Genomic DNA, 23,662 nt, shown 5'->3' with positions numbered 1-23,662 from the left:
GATTTATAACCAATCACAGCAAATTTATCCAGTATTAATATTGTAACCTATACATTCAAATAGAATTACGGTTTATTTATTAGGTGCGTGATAATATAATGATAATTTGTGATTTAGAGGGCTTGCGGAAATGAAACCAAATGCTTCGGATAATTGGGATGATCATTGGGGAAAGCAAAATTCCCTGGCTGATTATAACCCTGGGCAAATATTAAGACATAGGCTTGTATTTGGCGAAATTAATAAGATTAGCAAAAAAAAGGCAACGTTACTTGTTGATTTTGGCTCGGGTCAGGGAGATTTAATCAAAAAACTTTCCAGAGAATTTAAAAACATAAAAATGATTGGTTTGGAGTACAGCCAGATTGGAGTAGAAATTTCGAGACAGAACAACCCTGGAGCCACTTTTATTCAAGCCGATTTAACTCAAGATTTATTCATAAAAGAGCTGTATAGAAAGGCTGACATTATTACTTGTTGTGATGTTTTAGAGCATGTTGATTACCCTGAAAAAATCGTGAAAAATGCATTGAATCTGTTGGAACAGGACGGGGTATTAATTATTACACTTCCTGGTGGGCCTATGTCAAAGCTTGATATCCATATCGGCCATAGAAGACACTACAACAAATATAGTCTCTCAAAGTTGTTACAGCAATGTGGTTTTAATAAAATTCAGATTGTTTCAGCAGGCTGGCCATTTTTCAATCTCTATCGTTTAATGCTGCTTTTTCGTGGTGATAAATTAGTCAATGATGTATCATTTAACACTTCAGCGATTAAAACCAGGTTAATCCAAATGGTGGGGTTATTATTTTCCTTATTATTCAGGGGCAACATTAATTCATCCAAATATGGATGGCAAATTATAGCTATTGCGACAAAGGAGTGATTTTGAGAGTCCTCATTACTGGCGTATCTGGATACTATGGATCAATTCTCACGAAATATCTCTTGAATCAGGACATAGAGTGTGTTGGAATAGATTTAGTTCCTTCTGACATTCTATCGAATGAAAAACTGATCATTTGTAATTTATGCGATTCTATGGATTTAGAACAGAAATTACGTGGGCAGAAATTTGATGCAATTATTCACTTGGCATCACAAATTGATTTTGCGGTTAGAAATCAGAGAAATTTATACGATAACAATGTGGTTGGTACTAGAAACATAGCTAAAATTGCGCTTGCGCTCGGTATAAAGAATTTCATTTTTACTTCCTCAAATTCAATATTTTTAGGCGTTAAGAATAAATTTATCCGAGATGACGATGCCCCAAGTCCTATCGATATGTATGGAAGATCTAAGTGTGACTCTGAATCGATATTATTAAATTATCAAAATAAATTTCATGTGAACATATTGAGATGCCCTAATATAATAGATGCCGGAAGGGTAGGGATGTTGTCAGTTTTATTTGAGTTGGTGAGGTCAAATGCAACATTATGGGTTTTGGGTGATGGAGGAATTAGGCATCAATGTCTGTACGCGCAGGACTTAAATACGGCAGTAGTGAAGTTATTGTCTTCATCTAAATCAAGTACTTACAACATTGGATCGAGTAATGTCCCCAGTTTTTTAGAAATGTTTCAGCATTTAATTAAGCTAACTAATAGTAAATCAAAAATTAGATCAATACCCGCTACTTTGGCCATTCCGATACTAAAATTATGCTATAAATTTCATTTATCTCCATTGGGCCCGTATCAATTCAGGATGTTGACGCAAGACTTTGAGTTTGATTTATCGAAAATTACAGCAGAATTAGGATGGAAGCCAACACAAAACAATTCACAGATTCTGGAAATTGCATATAGGCATTATTGTGACAATATTCAAAATATTCAATCAAAGAAAAGTGCCAACAGTGCACCTGTTAAAATGGGAATTTTAGGATTGTTAAAGTTATTCAAGTGGTAGGCTTTACCCTGCATAATGTGTGCTGAAATATGTTATATGAGGGTCTCTTTGCATAAATCAAATATTGCGCTTGTCCGTTGCTTGTTTTAATGTCTAGAAATAATAATTTGGTTAAATATACAATCATGGATTATCGTAAGATTTCTCATTTTTTATTAATTGGTTGCTTGACATTTATTATTTACTATGCACTTTTATGGATTTGCTTCGGCTTTGCGGGCCTGCCGTATCGTGCAGCAGTTGCAGTTGCTTATACAGCTGCGATTGTTTTTCATTTTCTGGGGAATAGAAAAATAACTTTTAATGCCGGAGGAACGAAATTCTGGCACCAGGTCTCGCGCTACATGTCCGTTGCTTTGCTGAACTATTTCGTTCAATTAGGAATTATCGGACTCTGCTACGAGATGTATGGAATTAATTTTTATATCAGCGCTTTTTTTGGAGTAATGTCGACCATGATCACAGGATATTTATTAATGAACTACTGGGTTTTTAAGGGGGGGAAATTATGATTATCGCTCGTAGTCCTCTGCGCATCACACTCGGTGGTGGTGGCACAGACTTGCCATCCTACTATCGTGACCACGAAGGATTTCTCATTTCAGCGGCTATAGACAAATATGTTTATGTAACCATTAACCGGCCTTTTGTGGAGGGTATTTTTCTAAAATACTCTGCGATTGAAAGTGTGACTAAGGTCAATGAAATCAAGCACCAGATTATTCGTGAAGCCCTCATCATGCAGAATCTTCGCACTCCGCAGATTGAAATATCGACGCTTGCGGATATCCCTGCAGGTACCGGCTTGGGATCTTCAGGGAGTTTTACGACAGCGCTGCTGAAAGCGCTGTATACTCACCGCAAGCGCCATCTCCATCAGGAAGAACTGGCAGAATTGGCCTGCCACATTGAAATTGATCGACTCGGAGAGCCCATTGGCAAGCAGGACCAATACATTGCTGCCGTGGGAGGAATTACCTGTTTTACGTTCCATAAAGATGATAAAGTTACCGCCGTACCCCTAGGCATCAGCATAGATACCATGTTTGACCTTGAGGATAAACTGCTTTTGTTTTTCACAGGGTTTTCGCGAAGCGCCAGCGGTATTTTGAAAGACCAGAAGGTGCGCTCACAGAATAACGATGCCGATATGCTTAACAACCTGCACTATGTAAAGGATTTAGGCTACCGCAGCAAGGCAGCATTAGAATCCGGGAATACAGTCCTTTTTGGTGAGTTGATGCACGAGCACTGGGAGCATAAGAAACGCCGTTCCGGGGGGATGAGCAACCCTAAAATAGACGAATGGTATGAGTTGGGGATTAAGAACGGAGCAGTAGGCGGCAAGCTCGTGGGAGCGGGCGGTGGCGGCTTTTTGATGTTCATGGCGAAAGAACGGAACAAATTGCGTCATATCATGGCAGCTGCCGGCCTGGAAGAAGTGCGCTTCCGCTTCGATTTTGAAGGCGCAAAGGTGGTGATGTCGTCCTGATGCTCCCAATAGCAATTCTGGCTGGCGGCCTGGCAACACGTCTTCGTCCTATTACTGAGAAGATACCCAAAGCGCTGGTCGGCATAGCCGGAAAACCTTTTATTGTTCATCAGCTTGATCTTCTGAAGAGACAAGGCATCGAGCATGTCGTGCTGTGTGTGGGTTATCTCGGAGAAATGATCCATGACCTTGTAGGCAAGGGAGACAGGTTTGATCTTCAGATCGAATATTCCTATGACGGCCCAGTTCTTCTGGGGACCGGTGGATCATTGAAAAAAGCATTGCCCCTGTTAGGAGATTCGTTTTTTGTACTGTATGGCGATTCATACCTTGATTGCGACTATAAAAAGGTTCAAGCTGCCTTCGAGATGAACGGAAAACCAGCCTTGATGACGATTTTACGGAATGAAGACCGCTGGGACAAGAGTAATATCCTTTACCAGGATGGCAGGATCATGAAATATGATAAGAAGCACCTTACCCCCCATATGAAATATATTGATTATGGTCTCTCCGTGCTGAGCAAGGACATATTTACCGGAATAGATAAAGAGTCAGTTTTTGATCTTGCTGAATTGTATAAAGACGTGGTAGATACAGGACGAATGGCAAGTTACGAGGTATCAGAACGTTTCTATGAAATAGGGTCCCGTCAGGGGATAAAAGAAATAAGTCGGCTCCTTGAGCCGAAAATAATGAATATGGATGGCCATCAAAGAGAGGAGCGGCAGGATGAATAAGAGAGATTACATAGACATGTACATGTCTGAAGTCATGGAGATCGCACGTTCAATCGATAAAGGGTTAGTTGAAAAGGCAGTTAATGTGCTGCTTGATACGAGAGGCAAGAAGGGAAGGCTTTTCATATTGGGAGTCGGTGGTGGGGCAGGCAATGCGGGGCATGCGGTAAACGATTTCAGGAAAATCGGTGGGATCGAATCATATGCTCCGACGGATAACGTTTCCGAATTAACGGCACGAGTCAATGATGACGGCTGGGATACGGTTTTTGTCAATTGGTTGAAAGGCAGCAGGCTTACTGCAAACGACTGTATTTTCGTATTATCCGTTGGCGGCGGAAATGCGGAAAAAAATATCAGTGCCAATCTGGTCCATGCACTGAAATATGCCAAAGAGACGGGATCGAAGGTCATTGGCATCGTGGGAAGAGACGGGGGATATACAGCAAAGGTAGCTGATGCCTGCGTTCTGGTCCCGACGGTGAACAGTGAGACGGTAACGCCACATACAGAGGAATTCCAGGGAGTCATTTGGCATATGATAGTTACGCATCCCGCTCTGAAAGCACATGAAATGAAGTGGGAATCTGTAAAGTAAATGCATAAGGCAATATTTCTAGATAGAGACGGCGTTATTAATCGTCTTGTATGGAATCCATCAACAGGTGAGTTTGAATCTCCCCACCATGTTAAAGATCTAGAGATATACCCGTGGACATTGGAGTCCCTCAGTACCTTGAGGAAGATGGGGTACCTGCTTTTTCTCATATCCAATCAGCCAAGTTATGCAAAAGGGAAGACCTCGATGGAGAACATCAAGGAGATCCATGATAAAATACACCGGATATTTGAGGAGCACCAGATTGATTTTGCCGATTATTATTATTGCTATCACCATCCTCACGGTATCGTCCCTGAATTGACAGGTACGTGTCAATGCCGCAAACCGGGCACGCTGTTTCTTTCCATGGCGAACGATAAATATTATCTTTCACTAAAGGACTCGTGGCTCATTGGGGACCGGGACAGTGATATTGTCTGTGGACAATCGTTTGGATTAAGGACCATTCAGATTCAAGAACAATGTTCCATAAAAAATAGAGGAGAGAGCCATCCGGATTTTATCGCAGAAAATCTAAAAAAAGCCACACAGATTGTTGCCGATTATTCTAATGAGATAAAAGAAAGGGGAGTACAGTATGAAAAAAGGTAGCGGACTTAAGATCAAACTTTATGCTGACGGTGCAGATATTTCAGCCATGAAGGAAGCGCACAAGAGTGGATTAGTAAAGGGCTTCACCACGAATCCCACGCTCATGAAAAAAGCCGGGGTAAGTGATTATCCGGCATTTGCAAAGGCAGTGTTGAAAGAAATCACAGATTACTCTATTTCGTTCGAAGTTTTTTCCGATGATTTCGATGCAATGGAACGAGAAGCCCGTGTAATCGCAAGCTGGGGGAAGAACGTTAACATTAAGATCCCTATAACCAATACAAAAGGACACTCCTCAATCCCGCTCATAAAAAAGCTTTCTGCAGATGGTTTATCTTTGAATGTTACCGCGATTCTCACATTAGAACAGGTTGAGGCTGTTGCGAAAGCATTGTCGCCAAAAATAATGAGTATCGTATCGGTATTTGCAGGAAGGATTGCGGATACAGGCCGTGACCCAATGCCCATGATGAAAAAGTCTGCTGAAGTTCTTAAGTCAAACCCTAATGCGGAGCTCTTATGGGCAAGTTCACGTGAACTACTCAATATTATGCAGGCTGAAGCGTGCGGTTGTCATATCATTACCGTCACCAATGATCTTCTGAAGAAACTTGCTATGGTCAATAAAGATCTGGGTGAACTTTCGCTTGATACAGTAAAAATGTTTTATAATGATGCACAGTCGGCGGGATATGTGATTTAGCCAAATAAACTCAACGATTCGTAATATACAACGGGCACATCTGTCCAAACACTTTCGCGAACTATCGTTGGAAAGATGTGCCCGTTTTCTACCTGACGAAATTCGATACAATATAAAAATAAAAGATTGTCATTGTAACATTACGGATAAGGTAACAACCTCAATTATGAATCCGTTCAAATTAATCATTCGCTATTCCGTTAAGAGTTTTAAAATTCTGAAGAATGACGGTGTATCGCATCTATATACTAAGATAAGGAACAAGCTGTATTATAATTTATCAGAGAAAAAGCGGTATCAGTTGTGGATAAATAAGAATGAACCGAAACCAGGGGAAATTCGTAACCAGAGAAATATATCATTCCTGAATATGCCAAAAATCAGCCTCGTTGTTCCCGCCTATAACACGCCCAAAAAGTATTTAGTTGCCATGATAGAATCTGTTGCCAGCCAATCATACTCAAATTGGGAGCTTTGCATTGCATATGGTGGCAATCATGATCTTGATGTAAATACAATCTTGGAGCGCTATGCGTCAAATGAGAGTCGGATCATTGTAAAACTCTTGAATAATAGAGGGATTGCCGGAAACTCGAATGAAGCCATTGCTCTTTCTACCGGGGATTATATCGCATTTCTTGATCATGATGACACGCTTGCGTCATTTGCACTCTTTGAGCTTGTAAAGGCCATCAATGAAAATCCCGGTGCCGACCTGCTGTATTCCGATGAAGATATTCTGTCGGACGACGGCACCAAGCGGATGGAGCCTCAGTTTAAACCTGACTGGTCTCCGGATTTATTGCGAAGCTTTAATTATATATGTCATTTAACTGCTCTATCGAAGCAATTACTGGCCTTGATCGGTCCATTCAGGGAGGGGTTTGAAGGAAGTCAGGACCACGATCTATTTCTACGGGCGTCGGAACAATCAAAGAAAATCGTTCATATTTCGAAAGTTCTTTATCACTGGAGATCTCACGCATCATCTGTCGCTATGAATATGAGCGCCAAGTTGTACGCATTCGACGCGGGGAAAAGGGCCGTTGCAGATCATTTGGACAGGATTGGATTTGACGGAACAGTCGAAGATGGTTTATTCTTGGGCTCATACAAGATCAATTTTGCCATTCATGGCGCACCTCTTATATCCATTATTATCCCGAATCACAATAATTTCGTTGACCTCCAAAAATGCGTGCAGTCCGTTTTGGGAAAATTGACCTACGCAAACTATGAAATTATCATTGTCGAGAGCAATAGCTCCGATCCGGCAGTTTTTCACTACTATGAGCAGCTTGGTACGGATAAGCGGATCAAGGTCATTGTCTGGGACAAGCCATTCAATTATTCAGCAGTAAATAATTATGGGGCCGGCCATTCCTCAGGTAGCATGCTTGTATTCCTAAACAATGATACGGAGATCATCAACACGGACTGGCTGCAGCAGATGGCAGGGCATGCACAGAGAAAGGATGTCGGTGCTGTCGGCGCCAAATTATACTATCCTGATGATACTATTCAGCATGGAGGCATTATTTTGGGTTTGCGAGGCATTACAGGTCATGCCCATAGGTATTTCCCAAGGGATTCGCATGGTTATATGGGGCGGCTGAAAGTTGTCCAGAACGTCTCTGCTATAACCGGTGCATGCTTCATGACGCGTAAGGTGGTTTTTGAGAAAGTTGGTGGTTTTGATGAGGATTATCCATTGGCGTTCGGCGACATCGATTATTGCCTGAAATTGAGGGGAAGAGGATATCTAATCGTCTGGACCCCTTATGCGGAATTGTATCATTACGAATCCAAAACAAGAGGGAGCGACGAGGAAGTACCAGAAAAAAAATTACGATTTTTCAGGGAATTTGAATTGTATAAAAATAAATGGCAACACATGCCCTTGCTTGATGATCCTTATTACAACCCGAACCTCACTCGTGATAGTGAAAATTTCTCAATCAGAATATAAGGTTTAGTTAATTACATTCAGGCGCTCCTATCCCATGTAATCCTTCAAATTCACCTGCAAATACACAACTTTACAAATTAACGCGTCTCATGTATACTTCATTATGGTTATTGATGATCTGTAATGATTTTCAAAGATAATTGATATGATAATGGTGATATATCCTCAGATTCAGATCTGCGTTTAGGAGGGGTTATTGAAAAAAGCGATCATAACAGGCATCACCGGTCAGGATGGCGCGTATCTAACGGAACTGTTACTTTCAAAAGGATACGAAGTATACGGGACCTATCGGCGAACAAGTTCCGTGAACTTCTGGAGACTTGAGGAATTAGGCGCTCACGCCAACCCGAACCTGCATCTGGTCGAATATGACCTGACCGACGCAAGCGCGAGCATCCGGCTCCTGGCGGATATCAAGCCGGACGAAGTCTACAATCTTGCCGCCCAGAGCTTCGTGGCCGTGTCTTTTGAACAGCCGATCACTACAGCGAACATCACGGGTCTCGGCGCATTGCATCTGCTCGAAGCCATCCGCATTGTAAATCCTAAGATCAAGTTTTATCAGGCGTCGACGTCCGAGATGTTTGGGAAGGTTCAGGAGATTCCCCAGACCGAGAGGACTCCGTTTTATCCTCGCAGCCCGTATGCCGTTGCAAAGCTCTTTGCTCATTGGACCACGATAAACTACAGCGAATCGTATGATATATTCGCCTGCAGCGGCATTCTCTTTAATCATGAGTCCCCGTTACGCGGAAAAGAGTTCGTGACCCGCAAGATCACCGATGCGGTCGCGAAGATCAGTCTGGGTAAATCTGACGTCCTTGAACTCGGAAACATGGATGCCAAACGGGACTGGGGATATGCAAAGGAATATGTTGACGGCATGTATCGCATGCTCCAGCATGACAAACCGGACACCTATGTGCTTGCCACAAACCAGACCCAAACGGTACGGCAATTTGTCGAAATGGCCTTTAAGACAATCGGCATAGCTCTTGAGTGGAAAGGCAAACAGGAAAAGGAAATCGGTCTTGATAAGAAAACAGGAAAGACCATGGTCCGTGTTAATTCCAAGTATTATCGACCTTGTGAAGTGGAGGTTTTGATCGGCAACCCGCAAAAGGCCAAATTAAAACTCGGGTGGGAGCCAAAAACATCACTCGAGGACCTTTGCAAAAAGATGGTGGAAGCCGATATCAGAAGAAATCGAAGCGGTTTTTCATTTTAGCAGTCACTCATTGCCTGGTACGCGTCATTCATCACCGCCATATCATGAAAAAAGTCCTTATCACCGGCATCGATGGCTTTACCGGAATCTATCTCGAAGAGCTGCTGCTGAAAGCGGGGTATGATGTCTACGGACTCGTATACCCGACGAGCAGAAACGAGAAGCATCTATCCTGTAATATTGTTGATAAGGATGACGTTATTGCGGCATTAAACGCAATCAAGCCTGACTATATTATCCATCTGGCCGGCATCTCCTTCGTCAAGCACAGTGACGTGAGGCAAATTTATGACATTAATTTCTTCGGTACCCTGAACATCCTGAAAGCTTTGCTTGAGATCGGACTCAAACCTGATAAAATTGTACTGGCCAGCAGCGCAAATGTTTACGGTAATCCTCCAACTGACATAATCGACGAGACCATTTGCCCGGTTCCGGTAAACCATTATGCGATCAGCAAACTTGCCATGGAGTTCAAAGCAAGGACCTATTTTGATCGCCTGAATATTCTGATAACAAGGCCGTTTAACTACACCGGGATAGGGCAGGGCGGTCAATTTCTCATTCCGAAGATCGTAAGTCATTTTAAAGAAGGAAAGCAGGAGATCGAACTCGGAAATCTCGATGTGGTCCGGGATTTTTCCGATGTGCGTTTCGTTGCGTCTGTTTATAAAGAACTGATGGAATGCAATACATCCTTGGAGATCGTGAATATCTGCTCCGGCAGGGGAGATTCCCTCAAGGACATTTTGCAAAAGATGAGTTCCATCGCCAAACATGAGTTACGAACAAAAATTAATCCGGATTTTGTCCGTAAGAACGAAGTAAAAACGCTCATCGGCTCAAATAAAAAATTGGTTTCTTTCATAGGCGAGTTGAAACCGTATCCCATTGAGGAGACATTGAAGTGGATGTTCTATGCGCCATAGGATCGCCGTACAAGGTCATGGACCAGTGAAGACCGCCATCGTCCATGACTGGCTGGTCACCTATGCCGGTGCGGAACGGGCCCTTGAACAGATACTCTCCTTGTATCCCGAAGCGGATCTGTACAGCCTCATCGATTTTATTCCGCAGGGACAGAGGGCGTTCATCCTCAACAAACAGGTCAAAACGTCCTTCCTCCAGTCTTTTCCCTTTGCAAAGAAGAAATACCGAAGCTATCTTCCGTTCATGCCCCTTGCCATCGAGCAGTTCGACCTTTCAGCCTATGATCTGGTCATATCATCGTCACACGCTGTTGCAAAAGGCGTTTTGACCCATGATCGCCAACTGCATGTCTGTTATTGCTATACCCCCATGCGTTATGCATGGGACCTGTATCAACAATATCTGCACGAATCGGGGCTTGACAGGGGACTGAAGGGAATTATCGCCCGAATGGTCCTTCACTATGTCCGGATGTGGGATGTTGCCTCTGCGAACAGGGTGGACCACTTTATCGCGATCTCACACTGTATCGCACGGAGGATACAAAGAGTATATGGCAAAGAAGCAACCGTTATTTATCCGCCGGTGGATGTTGACACCTTTGTGCCATCCACAAAAAAGGAAGGGTATTACCTTACCGCATCCAGGATGGTCCCGTATAAGAAAGTCAAGCTGATCGTGGAATCCTTTTCACGGATGCCCGACAAGAAGCTGATTGTAATAGGCGATGGCCCCGATTACGCGAAGATACGGTCAGTCGCCGGCAGGAACATCGAACTTCTCGGGTATCAGCCGTCTTCGGTTCTGAAGGAGTATATGCAAAAGGCCAGGGCCTTTGTCTACGCCGCGGAAGAGGATTTCGGCATCGTCACGGTCGAGGCGCAGGCATGCGGGACCCCGGTCATAGCTTTCGGCAGAGGTGGTTCCCTGGAAACGGTCATTCCCCCTGGGAATGAGGAACATTCCGCTCCTACGGGCATTTTATTCTCCGAGCAGACCATTGAGTCGCTGCAGAATGCAGTCAGCATATTTGAAAAGAGCCGGGATGCGTTTGAGGGGAAACATATTCGCGAAAACGCTCTCCGCTTCAACGCGGAGCGGTTTAAAAGGGAATTCAAGGATTTTGTTGGCCAAGCTTTGAAGCAACACATCTCGAATAAAACGTAATGGGTAATAAGTAATAGGTGATCATGCCAGTCACTCATCACTAATTACTAATCACTTGGGTTGACAAAAATGGTTGTCTATATTATTATGAGGCACATTTTAACTCGTTGATGATCATCCTTCCATAACGGCGATCATCCCAAAGGGGCATTTGTGCAAAAAGGTCAACATCATATTTTTGCGGTCATCATGGCCGGCGGTTCAGGCACACGGTTCTGGCCGCTCTCCCGGGAGAAGATGCCGAAGCAGCTGCTCAAGATCGGCGCCGAGGACACGCTCATCCAGGAGACGGTAAAACGTGTCTTGCCGCTCATCAAAAGGGAAGATATCTTCGTTGTTACGAACCATGGTTTGTCGGACGCCATCAACACGCAGCTGTCCTCCAAATTCGGCGAGACCTGGGACAGGAACTTCATCCTTGAGCCTGAGGCAAAGAACACCGCTCCTGCTTTGGGACTCGCTGCGCTGCATCTGAACAGGATCGATCCTGAAGGGATCATGGTTGTGTTTTCCGCTGATCATTCGGTCCGTAAGGCAGACGAATTTCTGCGTTTGCTTCGCATCGCGGGGAATGCGGCGGCTGACAACTATCTGGTCACGCTCGGGATAAAACCTGACCGACCGGAGACCGGCTACGGATACATCAATGCAGGAGAGAAGATAGCTCATGGCTCATGGCTTGTCGCTGATGGTGATAATAGATCGGAAGTATGCAAGGTGGAAGCCTTTGTCGAGAAACCGAATATTGATACGGCCAGGGAATATCTCAGGAAAGGGAACTATTACTGGAACAGCGGCATCTTTGTCTGGAAAATACGTGTACTTCTTCAAGAGATCGAAAAGCATGCGCCCTCACTCCATAAGGGGTTGATGGAGATCCAGAAGAACATCGGCACGGACAAGGAAACCGAAGTGATCACGCAGGTCTTTAAAAAACTCGAATCCATCTCAATCGATTACGCTGTCATGGAAAATACCGATCGGGCCGCGGTCATCCCCGCCGACATCGGTTGGTCGGACGTGGGAAGCTGGACCGCGCTGGACGATGTTTCGGACCGCGACACGTCAGGAAACGTCATTGTCGGCAATGTGATCGATATTGACAGCCGTGATTCCATCATTTATGCTGAAAAACGGCTGGTCGCTACGATCGGTTTGAAGGATGTCGTTGTCGTGGACACTCCTGACGCAACGCTGGTCTGCAGTAAGGACCGGGCGCAAGACGTTAAAAAAGTGGTCGAAGAACTCAAAAAACGCAAAACCGGCGAACACCTGATCCACCTCACTGTCCACCGGCCCTGGGGTTCCTATACGATCCTGGAAGAAGGCGATCATTACAAGATCAAACGTCTTGTCATCAATCCTGGAACAAAGCTTTCCCATCAGCTTCACAACCACCGGAGCGAGCACTGGGTCGTGGTTTCCGGGACCGCGAGGGTGACTAACGGCGAGAATGTCTACGATGTGCATCCGAACGAAAGCACCTATATCCCCATGTCAACGAAGCACCGCCTCGAAAATCCAGGCAAGATCCCGGTCCAGATCATTGAAGTCCAGAACGGCGAATATCTTGAAGAGGACGATATCGTCCGCCTTGATGACGACTATAACCGGCACGATGGCAAAACAATAAAATCCCTGCCGACGCTTCCGTAACGGTTCATGGTTCATAGTTCATGGTTCATAAAGGATGCAAAAATGGATGAGCCGGCTGACAATGTCATGTTCAGTTTTGAGAAACTCGATGTATGGCAGAAATCGGTTGACTATGCCCATAAAGTGTTGCATTTGATTGAAAAGATTGAAACGGATCGAAAACATTATCGATTAATTGAGAACTGCGAAGCTTCTGCCGTATCAGTCCCTTCTAATATTGCTGAAGGTTGTGGAAGGTACTCAAACAAAGAGTTTGTGCAGTACTTGTATATTGCGCGCGGTTCATTGTACGAGTCCATAACGCAATTGATCCTATTCTCACGAAGCGGATGGGTTACCGATCAGGAACTTCGAGCAATGAAGAAGCTGTCGGTTGAGATTGGGAAAATGATTTCTGCCCTAATACGATCGCTGAAAAGCAAGCGATCCAATAACCAATAACCATGAGCCATGAACTATGAACGCTCTTTTAAACAACGACATCTTCCGTGAATATGACATTCGCGGTATCGCGGATCGCGATCTTACCTCACCGGTCATTGAGGAGATGGGAAAGGCTTTTGCCTCCTACCTGAGGCCCAAAGGGATCAGTACCGTGATCGTGGGATACGATGCGCGCCTGAGCTCTCCACGGCTCTGCGACGACATTGTGCGAGGCCTCACCAGGGCCGACGTGGACGTTACGGTGATCGGTCTCTGTCCGACGCCGGCGCTCTACTTTTCACTCTATCACCTGAAGCAGGGCGCAGGGGTGATGATCACGGGAAGTCATAATCCATCCGAGTTCAACGGGTTCAAACTGTGCGTGGGCAAGGAAACCATCTATGGAGAAGAGATCCAGAAGATTCGGCGGATCATGGAAGGGGCGGATACATCAGCTCAGGGCTCATTGTTGATAGGTCATGGAAAAGAGCAATCCAAACCATCGCCTATCACCCATGACCTCATTGTCACCCATTATCCTATTCTTCCCAATTACGTGAAGCATCTAAAAGACCTGTTTGCCGGGGTAACCGGTCCACGCCTCAAGATCGTTCTCGATTCAGGTAACGGCACTGCCGGGCTCGCCGCTCCCGAGATCATTCGCAGCATGAACTGTGAAGTGATCGAGCTCTTTACCGCGCCGGACGGAAGGTTCCCCAACCACCATCCGGACCCGACAATCCCCGGAAATATTGCAACATTGATAGATACCGTCAGAACAGAGAAGGCCGATGCGGGTATCGCGTTCGACGGCGATTCGGACCGGATCGGCGTCGTAGATGAAAGAGGGAACATCCTTTGGGGCGACCAGCTTATGATCATCTTCTCCCGCGATATCCTGCGCGAACGACCGGGCGCCACGTTCGTGTCAGAGGTCAAATGCTCCCAGATCATGTATGATGACATACGGGCGCATGGCGGCAATGCAGTCATGTGGAAAACAGGCCATTCATTGATCAAGGCAAAAATGAAAGAGCTCCACGCCGCGATGGCAGGCGAGATGAGCGGGCATCTGTTCTTTGCCGACCGGTATTTCGGATATGATGACGCAATCTATGCCGCCTGCCGAATCGTCGAAATACTCAAGAACCTGAAGTCCGATAAGGGCGCCGGCGCATCGCTCAGCACCTTGCTCGCGGACCTCCCCAGGACCTTTAATACACCCGAGATCCGTTTTGATTGTCCTGATAATATAAAATTTAAGGTCGTAGAGAAGGTAAAAGAGGCCTTTCTTTCCGGACACGGCCTCTCGCAAAGACCCCGGGAGGTAATAACCGTGGATGGTGTGCGTGCAATATTCGAGAAGGGTTGGGGTCTCATTCGCGCCTCTAACACCCAGCCCGTTCTGGTCATGCGCTTTGAGGCAAACGATCCCGCATCCCTGGAGACCATCAGATCAATGATGGAGCAGCAGGTGAATACCATAGTCGCCGGCCTGAAATAACAACCATCTTTCATCCAACAGTTTTTTCAGTCTATTAATCGTCTCAAAATAGAAACTACATAATCAAACTGTCATTCCCGAAGGTTTAATCGGGAATCTGGTGTTAAAACCATATCCCTGATAGAGGCATTCGGGGATGACAAAAAGTTATGTCAATACAATTATGAGACGGATAATATATGGTAAAACCCTATTTCCCCAAAGAAGTTAACCCCACCATTGTTAACCTGACGGCCTAATATTGGTTGACAAACCCGTCTGTATAAGGTAAAGATAATCCATGTCAATGCCGATGAAGCAACGTATCTCAGATGTCCTTGACAGGGTTCTGAGTGGCAAGAATATAGACTATGGCATGGTCTCTGAGTTATCGCAGGCAAAGGGCGCTGATCTCTGGGACCTGTTCGCAGCCGCGGGAAGGGTACGCGGACATTTCCGTGGAGAGGCTGTGGATATCTGCTCAATTGTGAATGCCAAGTCAGGGGCGTGCAGTGAAGATTGCTCCTATTGCGCGCAATCGGTCCATCACTCCACCGGAGCTCCGGTCTATCCTCTTATATCCGTTGATCGCATTGCCGAGGCGGCGGCAAGCTCAAAAATGAACGGAGCAAAAAGATTTTGCATCGTCACGAGCGGCCGCGGCATTGATTCACACCGTGACCTCGAAAATATCGCAAGGGGAATACAACGGGTCCGCGATAGCGGCCTTTCACCCTGCGCAACGCTCGGTACGCTTACCCGAGACCAGCTTTCGTACCTGAAAGATGCCGGACTGGAACGGTACCACCATAATATCGAAACCTCACGGGAGTTTTTTCCCCGCATATGCACGACCCATGGTTTCGATGAACGGCTTGAAGTCCTCAGGAATGCCCGTTTTCTTGGCCTCTCTGCCTGCAGCGGCGGCATACTCGGAATGGGAGAAAGCATGGAGGACCGGATCAAAATGGCATTCACCCTGCGCGAGCTCGATGTTGATTCGGTGCCGATCAATTTCCTGATGCCCATCATGGGTACGCCGCTTGAGAACGTGACTGCCATTACGCCGCTTGAGGCGCTTCATTCACTTGCCCTGTTCCGTCTGGTCCTGCCCCGGAAGGAAATACGCGTTTGTGCGGGCAGGGGAACGACGCTTGGCCGGCTCCATCCACTCATATTTGCGGCAGGCGCGGACGGTTTCATGATCGGCAATTATCTAACGACCTCGGGACTGGACCCGGAAGAAGACCTCAAGATGGTTCGGGACCTGGGTCTCACCCACTGATCATATGGAACAGTACAACCTCTACAGCATCCGCATGCGGGCATCAGTCGGGAATAAACATGTCTCAGGCGCTGAGCGGATCATCTCTTCGGAAAAATTAGATGCTGCCGTGCAGACGCTCGTTACGCGTGCCCGGAACAAGAATTTCACGCCTGAACAGATCGTGATAACCATTGATCGTCTCGAAAACATACCGTTCACTACGCTGACCGCACTTGATCTTGTCACCATCAAAACACCCGATATGACCGCAGGGCGTTCAGTCGCTTTCAGGATATTACAGTCACTGGACATATCGGAACCGGCTGCCATGGCCGCGATCAATCATCTTTGCAATGGCGCAACGCCTCATGGCAACTCCATGCGCGGCGCCATGATCATTGACATGCGCACCGGCGAACGGTTGGAACCCGATCATGAGCGGGGTGTTCGGGCATCACGGTTCGATTGGACCGATGAAGCGCTTGTAACCATAACCAGAAAGCTTGCAGCGATAGGCCTCACGCACTTCCGCACCCATGAGGCCCTGGCCCTCGCCACCAAAGTCGCATACGCGCCCGGCATGGTTGCCGAACTCTGCTGGTCTGACGATCCCGATTATACTGCGGGATACGTGGCTTCCCGGAGCATTGGGTATGTCCGTTTCCCAATGTTGAAATTACCGGGCGATATGAACGGTGGAAGGGTATTTTTTGTCGATAGGAACACCCTGGACTTGGATGCATTCATCAGATATCTTCAGGCTGAAGCAGTGTTGATCGCGGACAGCGGCGAGTGCCGGCCTGCTATTGAACCTGCTGATTATTTCAAGAAATATCGATAGTGCACTAGAAACTATTACTACGTCTCATCCTTAATTTGGAGTAAATTTATTAAGATGACATGCAACCACCCCTCACCTTCATCCTCTCCCCTGATGGGAGAGGAAAGAAAAAACTCCCTCGCCCCATCGGGGAGAGGGTTGGGGTGAGGGGGTTTTTGCATGACTCGTTGGTCTGAGGCAACGCCTCGCTAATGCTTGATCCCCTCGGTGATTTCTGCCATAACAAGGAATATCTATGTTTGAACACGAGCTGTCACAATTAGATGAGCAGCACCTCCTGCGGCGACTCAGGATTGTTGACTCTTATAGCGGAAGCCGGATAACGATTCACAACAGGGAAATGCTGCTTCTGTGCTCCAACGACTACCTTGGCCTCGCAAATCACCCTTCATTGCGTCAGGCCGCCGTGCAGGCGATGGAGCGCTACGGCTTCGGAGCAGGAGCGTCGAGACTTATTTCGGGAACGAGCCGGCTGCATCAGGCTCTTGAGGATAGAATTGCGCGCTTCAAGGGTGCGGAGGCAGCGCTCGTTTTCAACTCCGGATATGCTGCTAATACCGGCATTATCCCTGCGATCGCAGGGACCGGAGACATGATCCTGAGCGACAGTCTGAACCATGCGAGCATCATCGACGGCTGCCGTTTGAGCAAGGCGGAGGTAAGGGTATATCGTCACAAGGATGCGGGGCAGGTCGAGACGTTTTTAAAAAAAGGCCGGAACGCCGGACGAAAGCTTATCGTCACCGATGGCGTTTTCAGCATGGATGGTGACATTGCGCCGCTCCAGGACCTCCTAACCCTTGCCGAAAAATATGACGCGATACTCATGGTTGATGACGCCCACGGCGCCGGCGTACTCGGGGAAACGGGCAGGGGGACGGTCGAGCATTTAGGGCTCTCCGGCCGCGTCCATATCCAGATGGGTACGCTCGGAAAGGCATTTGGTTCATTCGGGGCGTATGCCGCGGGAAGTAAAGACCTCATCAATATGCTCATCAACCAGGCAAGAAGTTTTATCTACAGCACTGCTTTGCCGCCTTCGGTCTGCGCGGCGTCGCTCGCGGCGATCGATATTGTCGAGCAGGAACCGGAACTCAGGGACAAGCTCTGGAAAAACCGCAGCAGGTTTGTCAACGGCCTCAAATCGATCGGGATCAGTACAGGGAATTCCGAAACGCCCATCATCCCCATCATCATCGGCGATCCCGTCCGGGCGCTTACAGCAGCGGAGAAATTGTTCGAATACGGCATTTACGTCCCCGCGATCCGTCCTCCCACGGTGCCGGCCAATGCCGCGCGAATAAGGACCACGGTTACGGCTGCTCATACCGGGGAAGATATTGATTCAGCGCTTGATATTTTCAGAAAACTTAAACAGGAAGGGTATCTTTAAATGGCCCGTAAACGGGTAATTATCATCACCGGAGCCTCAAGGGGCCTCGGCAGGGAGATTGCCCTCTGTTTCGGAAGGGCAGGTGAAAGAGTAGTCGTTAACTTTTTGTCGAATGAACAGGCAGCACGGGCCGTGGCAGATGAAGTGTCTCATAATGGCGGAGAATCAACATGTTATAAGGCAGATGTTAAAAATCAGGTTGAAGTTGACACAATGACGAGAGATACCATAAAACGCTGGGGTGCTGTCGATGTTCTGATAAACAATGCCGCTCTGACCAAGGACGGGATAATGCTTCGCATGACAGGGGAAGACTGGGATGATGTGGTCAATACCAACCTCAAAGGACCATTCCACTGTATTCGGGCTGCAGCTCACCAGATGATCAAACAACGCAACGGACACATTATCAACATTTCATCCATTGTCGGTTTGCAGGGAAGGGAAGGGCAGGCGAACTATTCATCGGCAAAGGCCGGTCTTCTCGGGTTGACCAAAGCATCGGCAAGAGAGCTTGGTCCCTTCAATATCAAGGTCAATGCCGTGCTGCCCGGCTATTTGCCGACAGACATGGGTAGTAACCTGCCGGATGCTGTTCATGATCGTATCCTGAAAGAGAATGTTCTCGGCAAGGCATCCGACCCTCATGAAGTAGCGGACTTCATCTATCATCTTTCCCTGATGAACAACGTGTCGGGACAGGTGTTTAATCTGGACAGCAGGATAATTTAGCTCATGGCTCATAGTTCGTAGATCTTAAGCCATAAAAAAAATGAGCGATTAGCTGCAAGCGTGCGTGATGATTATAAATAGGATAAAAGGTCTTTTCGTTACCGGAACCGATACGGGTGTCGGCAAAACATATGTGGCCGCCGGCATTGCAGCAGCTCTAACCTGCCGGGGTGTGGACGTAGGCGTGATGAAACCCGCGGAAACAGGTTGCCGCACGCGCGCCGGCCGGCTGATACCCGGGGACGCGCTCCGGTTGATGAAATCGGCGCGGGTGAAGGACCCGCTTTCACTCGTAAACCCCTGCAGATTCAGACGGCCGCTTGCTCCGGCGGTGGCCGCTGAACTGGGAATAAAAACAATCGATCCTTCGAAAATTATCAACGCATTTCAACTGCTCTCCAACAGGCATGATTTCATGATCGTCGAAGGGGCGGGAGGCATCATGTCGCCGCTGTCCGGTACCTATACCTATCTTGATCTTGCAAAAAAACTGGGTCTTCCCGTCTTGATCGTTGCACGCCCAGGTCTCGGTACGATCAATCACACGCTACTCACTATTGCAGCACTCAGGGGGCGAAAGATACGGATTGCCGGTATTGTGATCAATTATGCCCTGGACCAGAAATCAGGATCAGCTGAAAAGACAAGTCCGGGAGTGATGGAAAAGATGTCCAGGGTACGGATAGCGGGGATCATACCGTATGGTTCCCGCAGATTCGGCGATTTGCTCGATGAGATCATACGATAAGGTTCTTTGCAACAAGAGCGACAGGCATGATCATATCTTGACATGATCATATCTTGGATTGACAAAGCAAATTCAGCCTGATATATTCATTCTCAATTAGCAAAAGAACAACGTTATACATTGAACCGGGGGATAGATGTCCGCCATTATAACTCTGACAACTGATTACGGCAGTAAAGATGGCTTTGCGGCAAGCATGAAAGGGGTCATCTTTAAGACCAACCCCCAGGCGCAGATCGTCGATATATCCAACGAGATCAGCCCTCAGGATATCTGGGAGGCTGCGTATATCCTGAGATCGGCCTATAGCCACTTCCCGAAGGGTACGGTGCACCTCGCGGTTGTGGATCCCGGTGTGGGCAGCGGCAGGAAGCCGATCATTGCCGTGACCGAAAGTTACTACTTCGTCGGCCCTGATAATGGCGTGTTCAGCCTGATCTACCAGGAAGCGGAGCGTATCAGGGTGCATCATATCACCTCGGCCCACTATTTTCTCCCAAAACCCGGGCCGACGTTCCACGGGAGAGACATTTTCGCACCGGTTGCAGGATGGCTTTCAAAGGGGATCGCCTCAGGAAACTTCGGCGAAGAAATCACGGACTACATGAAGCTGAACATCCCTGCGCCGAAAACAACGCCGAATGGGATCGAGGGTCATATTGTCCACATCGACCGGTACGGCAATATTATTACCAATATAACCTACGAGGACATCAAGGCGCTTTTCCCGGAGGGAGTGGACCTGGGCGTCACGTCCGTCAGTTTAGCCGGCAAGGACATCAAGGGACTCAGTAAATACTATGCCGAGTCCGCGCCCGGAGCGCCCGGCGCCATCATCAACAGCTCGGGTGCGCTCGAAATATTCATGTTTAAACAAAACGCCAAAACAGCGTTGTCAGTCAAACGGGGAGAAGCCGTACGACTCATGGTTTCCCGCTGACGATGCGTTTTCCGCAGCATAATCAGATACCTCTTGTTTAACACCCTCCCGCGTATTATAATGACCCCATGAAATCGTTTCATATTATTACTTTTGGCTGCCAGATGAACGAGCACGATTCCGAACGCATGACGGGCATCCTCGAAGAACAGGGATGCACGTCCGCTTCAACGGTGGAACATGCGGACATGGTCATCCTGAACACGTGCAGTATCCGCGAAAAAGCCGAACAGAAATTTTACAGCGAACTGGGGCGGCTGAAAAAGCTCAAAGACGAGAGACCGGGCCTCAAGATCGCCGTGGCAGGCTGCATTGCACAGCAGGAAGGCGCGAAGATCCTCTCCCGCGCGCCCTATGTGGACATGGTATTCGGCCCCTCGGACCTGTCTCGACTCCCGGAAATGGTCGAAAAGAAGCGTTCCTGGTCCGCTCCGGTGATCGATATTGCGGGAGACCCTGAATATCACCGTAAACGCATTCCCACCACACGGACCGACCGATTAAAGGCCTGGGTATCCATCATGTACGGATGCGACAATTTTTGCACCTATTGCGTCGTGCCTTATCTGCGCGGCAGGGAGCGTTCACGGCTGCCTGTGGATATCGTGGGCGAGGTGGGCGAACTCGCCCGGAACGGCTACAAGGAAGTGACCCTGCTGGGGCAGAACGTGAACTCGTACGGCAAGGGACTGGAAGGGGATGTGAATTTCCCGTCTCTTCTGCGAGCGGTCAACGATGTTCCTGATATCGAGCGGATACGGTTTGTTACGTCCCATCCCCGGGACCTGTCGGACGGCCTGATCACTGCACTCCGCGACCTTCCCAAGGTATGCGAGTCTCTGCACCTGCCGGTCCAGAGCGGTTCTGACGACATCCTTCGCGCCATGAACAGGCGCTATACCCGTGAAGAGTATCTGGACAAGGTAAAGAGAATGCAGAAGGCCGTACCGCATATTACGCTCACCACGGACATCATCGTCGGATTCCCGGGAGAACAGGAACGGGATTTTGAAATGACCATGGATCTGCTTGAAGAAGTGCAGTATGACGGCATCTTTGCCTTCAAGTATTCGAAACGGCCGGGCACGGCCGCGCTCAAGCTGAACGATCACCTGCCCGATGATGTAAAGGAAAAGCGGCTCGCGCGGGTGCTGGACCTTCAGGGAAAAATGACATCCCGGAGCAATGAAAAGCTCGTCAATTCAGTTCAGGAGGTCCTTGTCGATGGTTTGAGTAAAAAAGGCGGGACGCTGAGCGGGAGGACAAGAGGGAACAAGGCGGTGAACATCGATGCGCCGGCCGCATACATCGGTTCACTCGTTAGAGTCAAGATCGTCGCGGCAGGTATGAATTCCCTCACCGGACAGTTATGCGAATAGCTTTTACAACCCTCGGATGTAAAATCAACCAGTTCGAGACAGACGCCCTGCAGCAGGACCTTCTCTCCCGGGGAAACAGCGTCGTGCCCTTTGACGCCGAGGCCGACGTCTATATCATCAACACCTGCTCGGTGACTGCCAAAAGCGACACGCAGAGCAGGCAGCTGATCCGCTCGGCAGTACGGCGGGCCCATGGCGCCAGAGTCGTGGTAACAGGATGCTACGCTGAAATGCGCCCCGAAGAGATACAAAAGATACCGGGAGTCGGACTGGTGATCGGGAACCGCGATAAGGCCAGGATCTCCGATCAGGTGATGACCATGGCTTCCGCAGGCAGTCCGGAAAGCCTGCCCGCTTCCGAACGTGCGCTCAATGCCCTGCACACGAGAACGCGGGGATTTCTGAAGATTCAGGATGGCTGCGACAACCGATGCTCCTATTGCGTTGTTCCGCTCGCACGAGGCGGTTCCCGCAGCGCTAAGCCCGGTGTCGTGCTTCGTGAATTCAAACATCTTGTAGACAGGGGATGTCCCGAGGTTGTATTGACCGGTGTCCATGTCGGGTCATATGGTTCTGATCTGGAAGAAGGCATCAGCCTGACAGACATGCTCCTGACGCTTGTTCAAGCGCGAGGCCGGACACGGATACGTCTGAGTTCCATCGAGCCGAACGAGATCACCCGGGAGATGATCAACTATCTCGGTCAGGGGCTCTGCAGGCACTTGCACATCCCGCTTCAGAGCGGTGATGATTCAATTTTAGCATCCATGAAAAGGAACTATAATTCCCGTTTCTATGAGGACCTGCTTGAACAGATCGCGTCACGGGTCCCCGGCGTTGCTCTTGGGGCGGATATAATCGTAGGATACCCCGGAGAAGGCGAAAAAGAGTTTCAGAACACCATGAGCCTCGTGGAACGATCTCCTTTAACGCACTTGCATGTTTTCAGTTACTCGCCTCGTCCCGGCACACCTGCGGCGGAAATGAAGGGCCAGGTACCGGAACCGATCAAAAAGGAACGCAGTGCATCTCTCCGCAGGCTTGGCATGAATAAAAATCTGTTATTCAGGAAAAAGCATCAGGGATCGAAGCTTAATGTTGTCGTCGAGGACAAGCTTGATCGTGATACGGGACTGTTGACCGGATTAACGGATAATTACATCCGCGTGATGATCAGTGGGGCAAAAACAGGAGATATCGGTAAAAAAATCAACATAATGATCAACGAGGTAAAAGAACAGGGAAATTTTGGATTAATTTTATAACTAATTATTTTAATTAAGTTTTGCCTGCCTATTTATTGTGCGATTTGCATTTACTGTGCTGAGACAGCGTCCCGAAAAAAGATATTCACAGACTTAGTAACAGGTTGTTCACATTTTTTGTGCAAAGGAAATGTAACTCGCTAGTTTAATAAAGTATTTCTGATTCA

At 47.8% G+C, this 23,662-nt stretch carries 23 protein-coding genes; all 23 read left to right on the top strand.

Features of this window, described 5'->3' with window-relative positions; translation table 11 throughout:
- Positions 1-130: 130 nt before the first annotated feature.
- The 23 genes from M0R70_08725 (at position 131) to mtaB (ending at position 23,495) form a co-directional block, all read left to right on the top strand.
- Entirely contained in the window at positions 131-892 is a 762-nt protein-coding gene (locus M0R70_08725) for a class I SAM-dependent methyltransferase (protein ID MCK9419444.1), read from the top strand.
- A 2-nt stretch (positions 893-894) separates the two neighbouring features.
- Entirely contained in the window at positions 895-1,923 is a 1,029-nt protein-coding gene (locus tag M0R70_08720) for an NAD(P)-dependent oxidoreductase (GenBank protein ID MCK9419443.1), read from the top strand.
- 125 nt (positions 1,924-2,048) lie between these two features.
- Entirely contained in the window at positions 2,049-2,435 is a 387-nt protein-coding gene (locus M0R70_08715) for a GtrA family protein (protein MCK9419442.1), read from the top strand.
- Positions 2,432-3,415 carry a galactokinase gene (locus M0R70_08710; protein ID MCK9419441.1) on the top strand — a complete coding sequence of 328 codons (984 nt, stop codon included), beginning with the start codon at positions 2,432-2,434 and terminating at the stop codon, positions 3,413-3,415. Before M0R70_08715 ends, M0R70_08710 begins: the two co-directional genes overlap by 4 nt.
- Positions 3,415-4,155, top strand: coding sequence for a nucleotidyltransferase family protein (locus M0R70_08705; GenBank protein MCK9419440.1), 741 nt, complete (start codon positions 3,415-3,417; stop codon positions 4,153-4,155). The genes M0R70_08710 and M0R70_08705 overlap by 1 nt, the downstream gene beginning before the upstream one ends.
- The gene (locus M0R70_08700; GenBank protein MCK9419439.1) at positions 4,148-4,753 is read left to right on the top strand and encodes an SIS domain-containing protein; all 606 of its coding nucleotides are present in this window, start codon (positions 4,148-4,150) and stop codon (positions 4,751-4,753) included. The genes M0R70_08705 and M0R70_08700 overlap by 8 nt, the downstream gene beginning before the upstream one ends.
- Positions 4,754-5,368, top strand: coding sequence for an HAD-IIIA family hydrolase (locus M0R70_08695; GenBank protein ID MCK9419438.1), 615 nt, complete (start codon positions 4,754-4,756; stop codon positions 5,366-5,368).
- Positions 5,355-6,071, top strand: coding sequence for a transaldolase (locus M0R70_08690; GenBank protein MCK9419437.1), 717 nt, complete (start codon positions 5,355-5,357; stop codon positions 6,069-6,071). Before M0R70_08695 ends, M0R70_08690 begins: the two co-directional genes overlap by 14 nt.
- Before the next feature lie 166 nt (positions 6,072-6,237).
- Positions 6,238-8,040: a glycosyltransferase family 2 protein gene (locus M0R70_08685; protein MCK9419436.1), complete on the top strand. Its 1,803-nt coding sequence runs from the start codon at positions 6,238-6,240 to the stop codon at positions 8,038-8,040.
- A gap of 196 nt (positions 8,041-8,236) precedes the next feature.
- Positions 8,237-9,271, top strand: a complete 1,035-nt coding sequence (gene gmd / locus M0R70_08680; protein MCK9419435.1) for a GDP-mannose 4,6-dehydratase — start codon at positions 8,237-8,239, stop codon at positions 9,269-9,271.
- Positions 9,272-9,315: 44 nt separating this feature from the next.
- Positions 9,316-10,200, top strand: a complete 885-nt coding sequence (locus tag M0R70_08675; protein MCK9419434.1) for a GDP-mannose 4,6-dehydratase — start codon at positions 9,316-9,318, stop codon at positions 10,198-10,200.
- Entirely contained in the window at positions 10,190-11,368 is a 1,179-nt protein-coding gene (locus tag M0R70_08670) for a glycosyltransferase family 4 protein (GenBank protein ID MCK9419433.1), read from the top strand. The genes M0R70_08675 and M0R70_08670 overlap by 11 nt, the downstream gene beginning before the upstream one ends.
- A 153-nt stretch (positions 11,369-11,521) precedes the next feature.
- A complete protein-coding gene (locus M0R70_08665; protein ID MCK9419432.1) occupies positions 11,522-13,024 on the top strand; it encodes a mannose-1-phosphate guanylyltransferase/mannose-6-phosphate isomerase in 1,503 nt (500 codons plus the stop codon).
- Positions 13,025-13,066: 42 nt separating this feature from the next.
- Complete coding sequence (locus M0R70_08660; protein ID MCK9419431.1) at positions 13,067-13,465, top strand: four helix bundle protein; 399 nt, start codon at positions 13,067-13,069, stop codon at positions 13,463-13,465.
- 16 nt (positions 13,466-13,481) lie between these two features.
- Positions 13,482-14,951 carry a phosphomannomutase/phosphoglucomutase gene (locus tag M0R70_08655; GenBank protein MCK9419430.1) on the top strand — a complete coding sequence of 490 codons (1,470 nt, stop codon included), beginning with the start codon at positions 13,482-13,484 and terminating at the stop codon, positions 14,949-14,951.
- Between the two features lie 280 nt (positions 14,952-15,231).
- Entirely contained in the window at positions 15,232-16,215 is a 984-nt protein-coding gene (bioB, locus tag M0R70_08650) for a biotin synthase BioB (protein ID MCK9419429.1), read from the top strand.
- 4 nt (positions 16,216-16,219) lie between these two features.
- The gene (locus M0R70_08645) at positions 16,220-17,038 is read left to right on the top strand and encodes a 6-carboxyhexanoate--CoA ligase (GenBank protein ID MCK9419428.1); all 819 of its coding nucleotides are present in this window, start codon (positions 16,220-16,222) and stop codon (positions 17,036-17,038) included.
- A gap of 235 nt (positions 17,039-17,273) precedes the next feature.
- Positions 17,274-18,431 (top strand): 8-amino-7-oxononanoate synthase, encoded by a 1,158-nt coding sequence (bioF, locus tag M0R70_08640; protein ID MCK9419427.1) that lies wholly within the window; start codon positions 17,274-17,276, stop codon positions 18,429-18,431.
- Positions 18,432-19,163, top strand: coding sequence for an SDR family NAD(P)-dependent oxidoreductase (locus M0R70_08635; GenBank protein ID MCK9419426.1), 732 nt, complete (start codon positions 18,432-18,434; stop codon positions 19,161-19,163).
- A gap of 67 nt (positions 19,164-19,230) precedes the next feature.
- Positions 19,231-19,911, top strand: a complete 681-nt coding sequence (gene bioD / locus M0R70_08630) for a dethiobiotin synthase (protein ID MCK9419425.1) — start codon at positions 19,231-19,233, stop codon at positions 19,909-19,911.
- Positions 19,912-20,047: 136 nt separating this feature from the next.
- Positions 20,048-20,851, top strand: a complete 804-nt coding sequence (locus M0R70_08625; GenBank protein MCK9419424.1) for an SAM-dependent chlorinase/fluorinase — start codon at positions 20,048-20,050, stop codon at positions 20,849-20,851.
- Between the two features lie 68 nt (positions 20,852-20,919).
- Complete coding sequence (gene miaB / locus M0R70_08620) at positions 20,920-22,230, top strand: tRNA (N6-isopentenyl adenosine(37)-C2)-methylthiotransferase MiaB (protein ID MCK9419423.1); 1,311 nt, start codon at positions 20,920-20,922, stop codon at positions 22,228-22,230.
- Complete coding sequence (gene mtaB / locus M0R70_08615) at positions 22,221-23,495, top strand: tRNA (N(6)-L-threonylcarbamoyladenosine(37)-C(2))-methylthiotransferase MtaB (protein ID MCK9419422.1); 1,275 nt, start codon at positions 22,221-22,223, stop codon at positions 23,493-23,495. The genes miaB and mtaB overlap by 10 nt, the downstream gene beginning before the upstream one ends.
- Positions 23,496-23,662: the final 167 nt, after the last annotated feature.

The sequence above is a fragment of the Nitrospirota bacterium genome, assembly GCA_023229435.1.
Taxonomy (GTDB): Bacteria; Nitrospirota; UBA9217; order UBA9217; family UBA9217; genus JALNZF01.
Note: the sequence above shows the minus strand (reverse complement) of the source record. Positions and strands in the feature narration are given on the sequence as shown.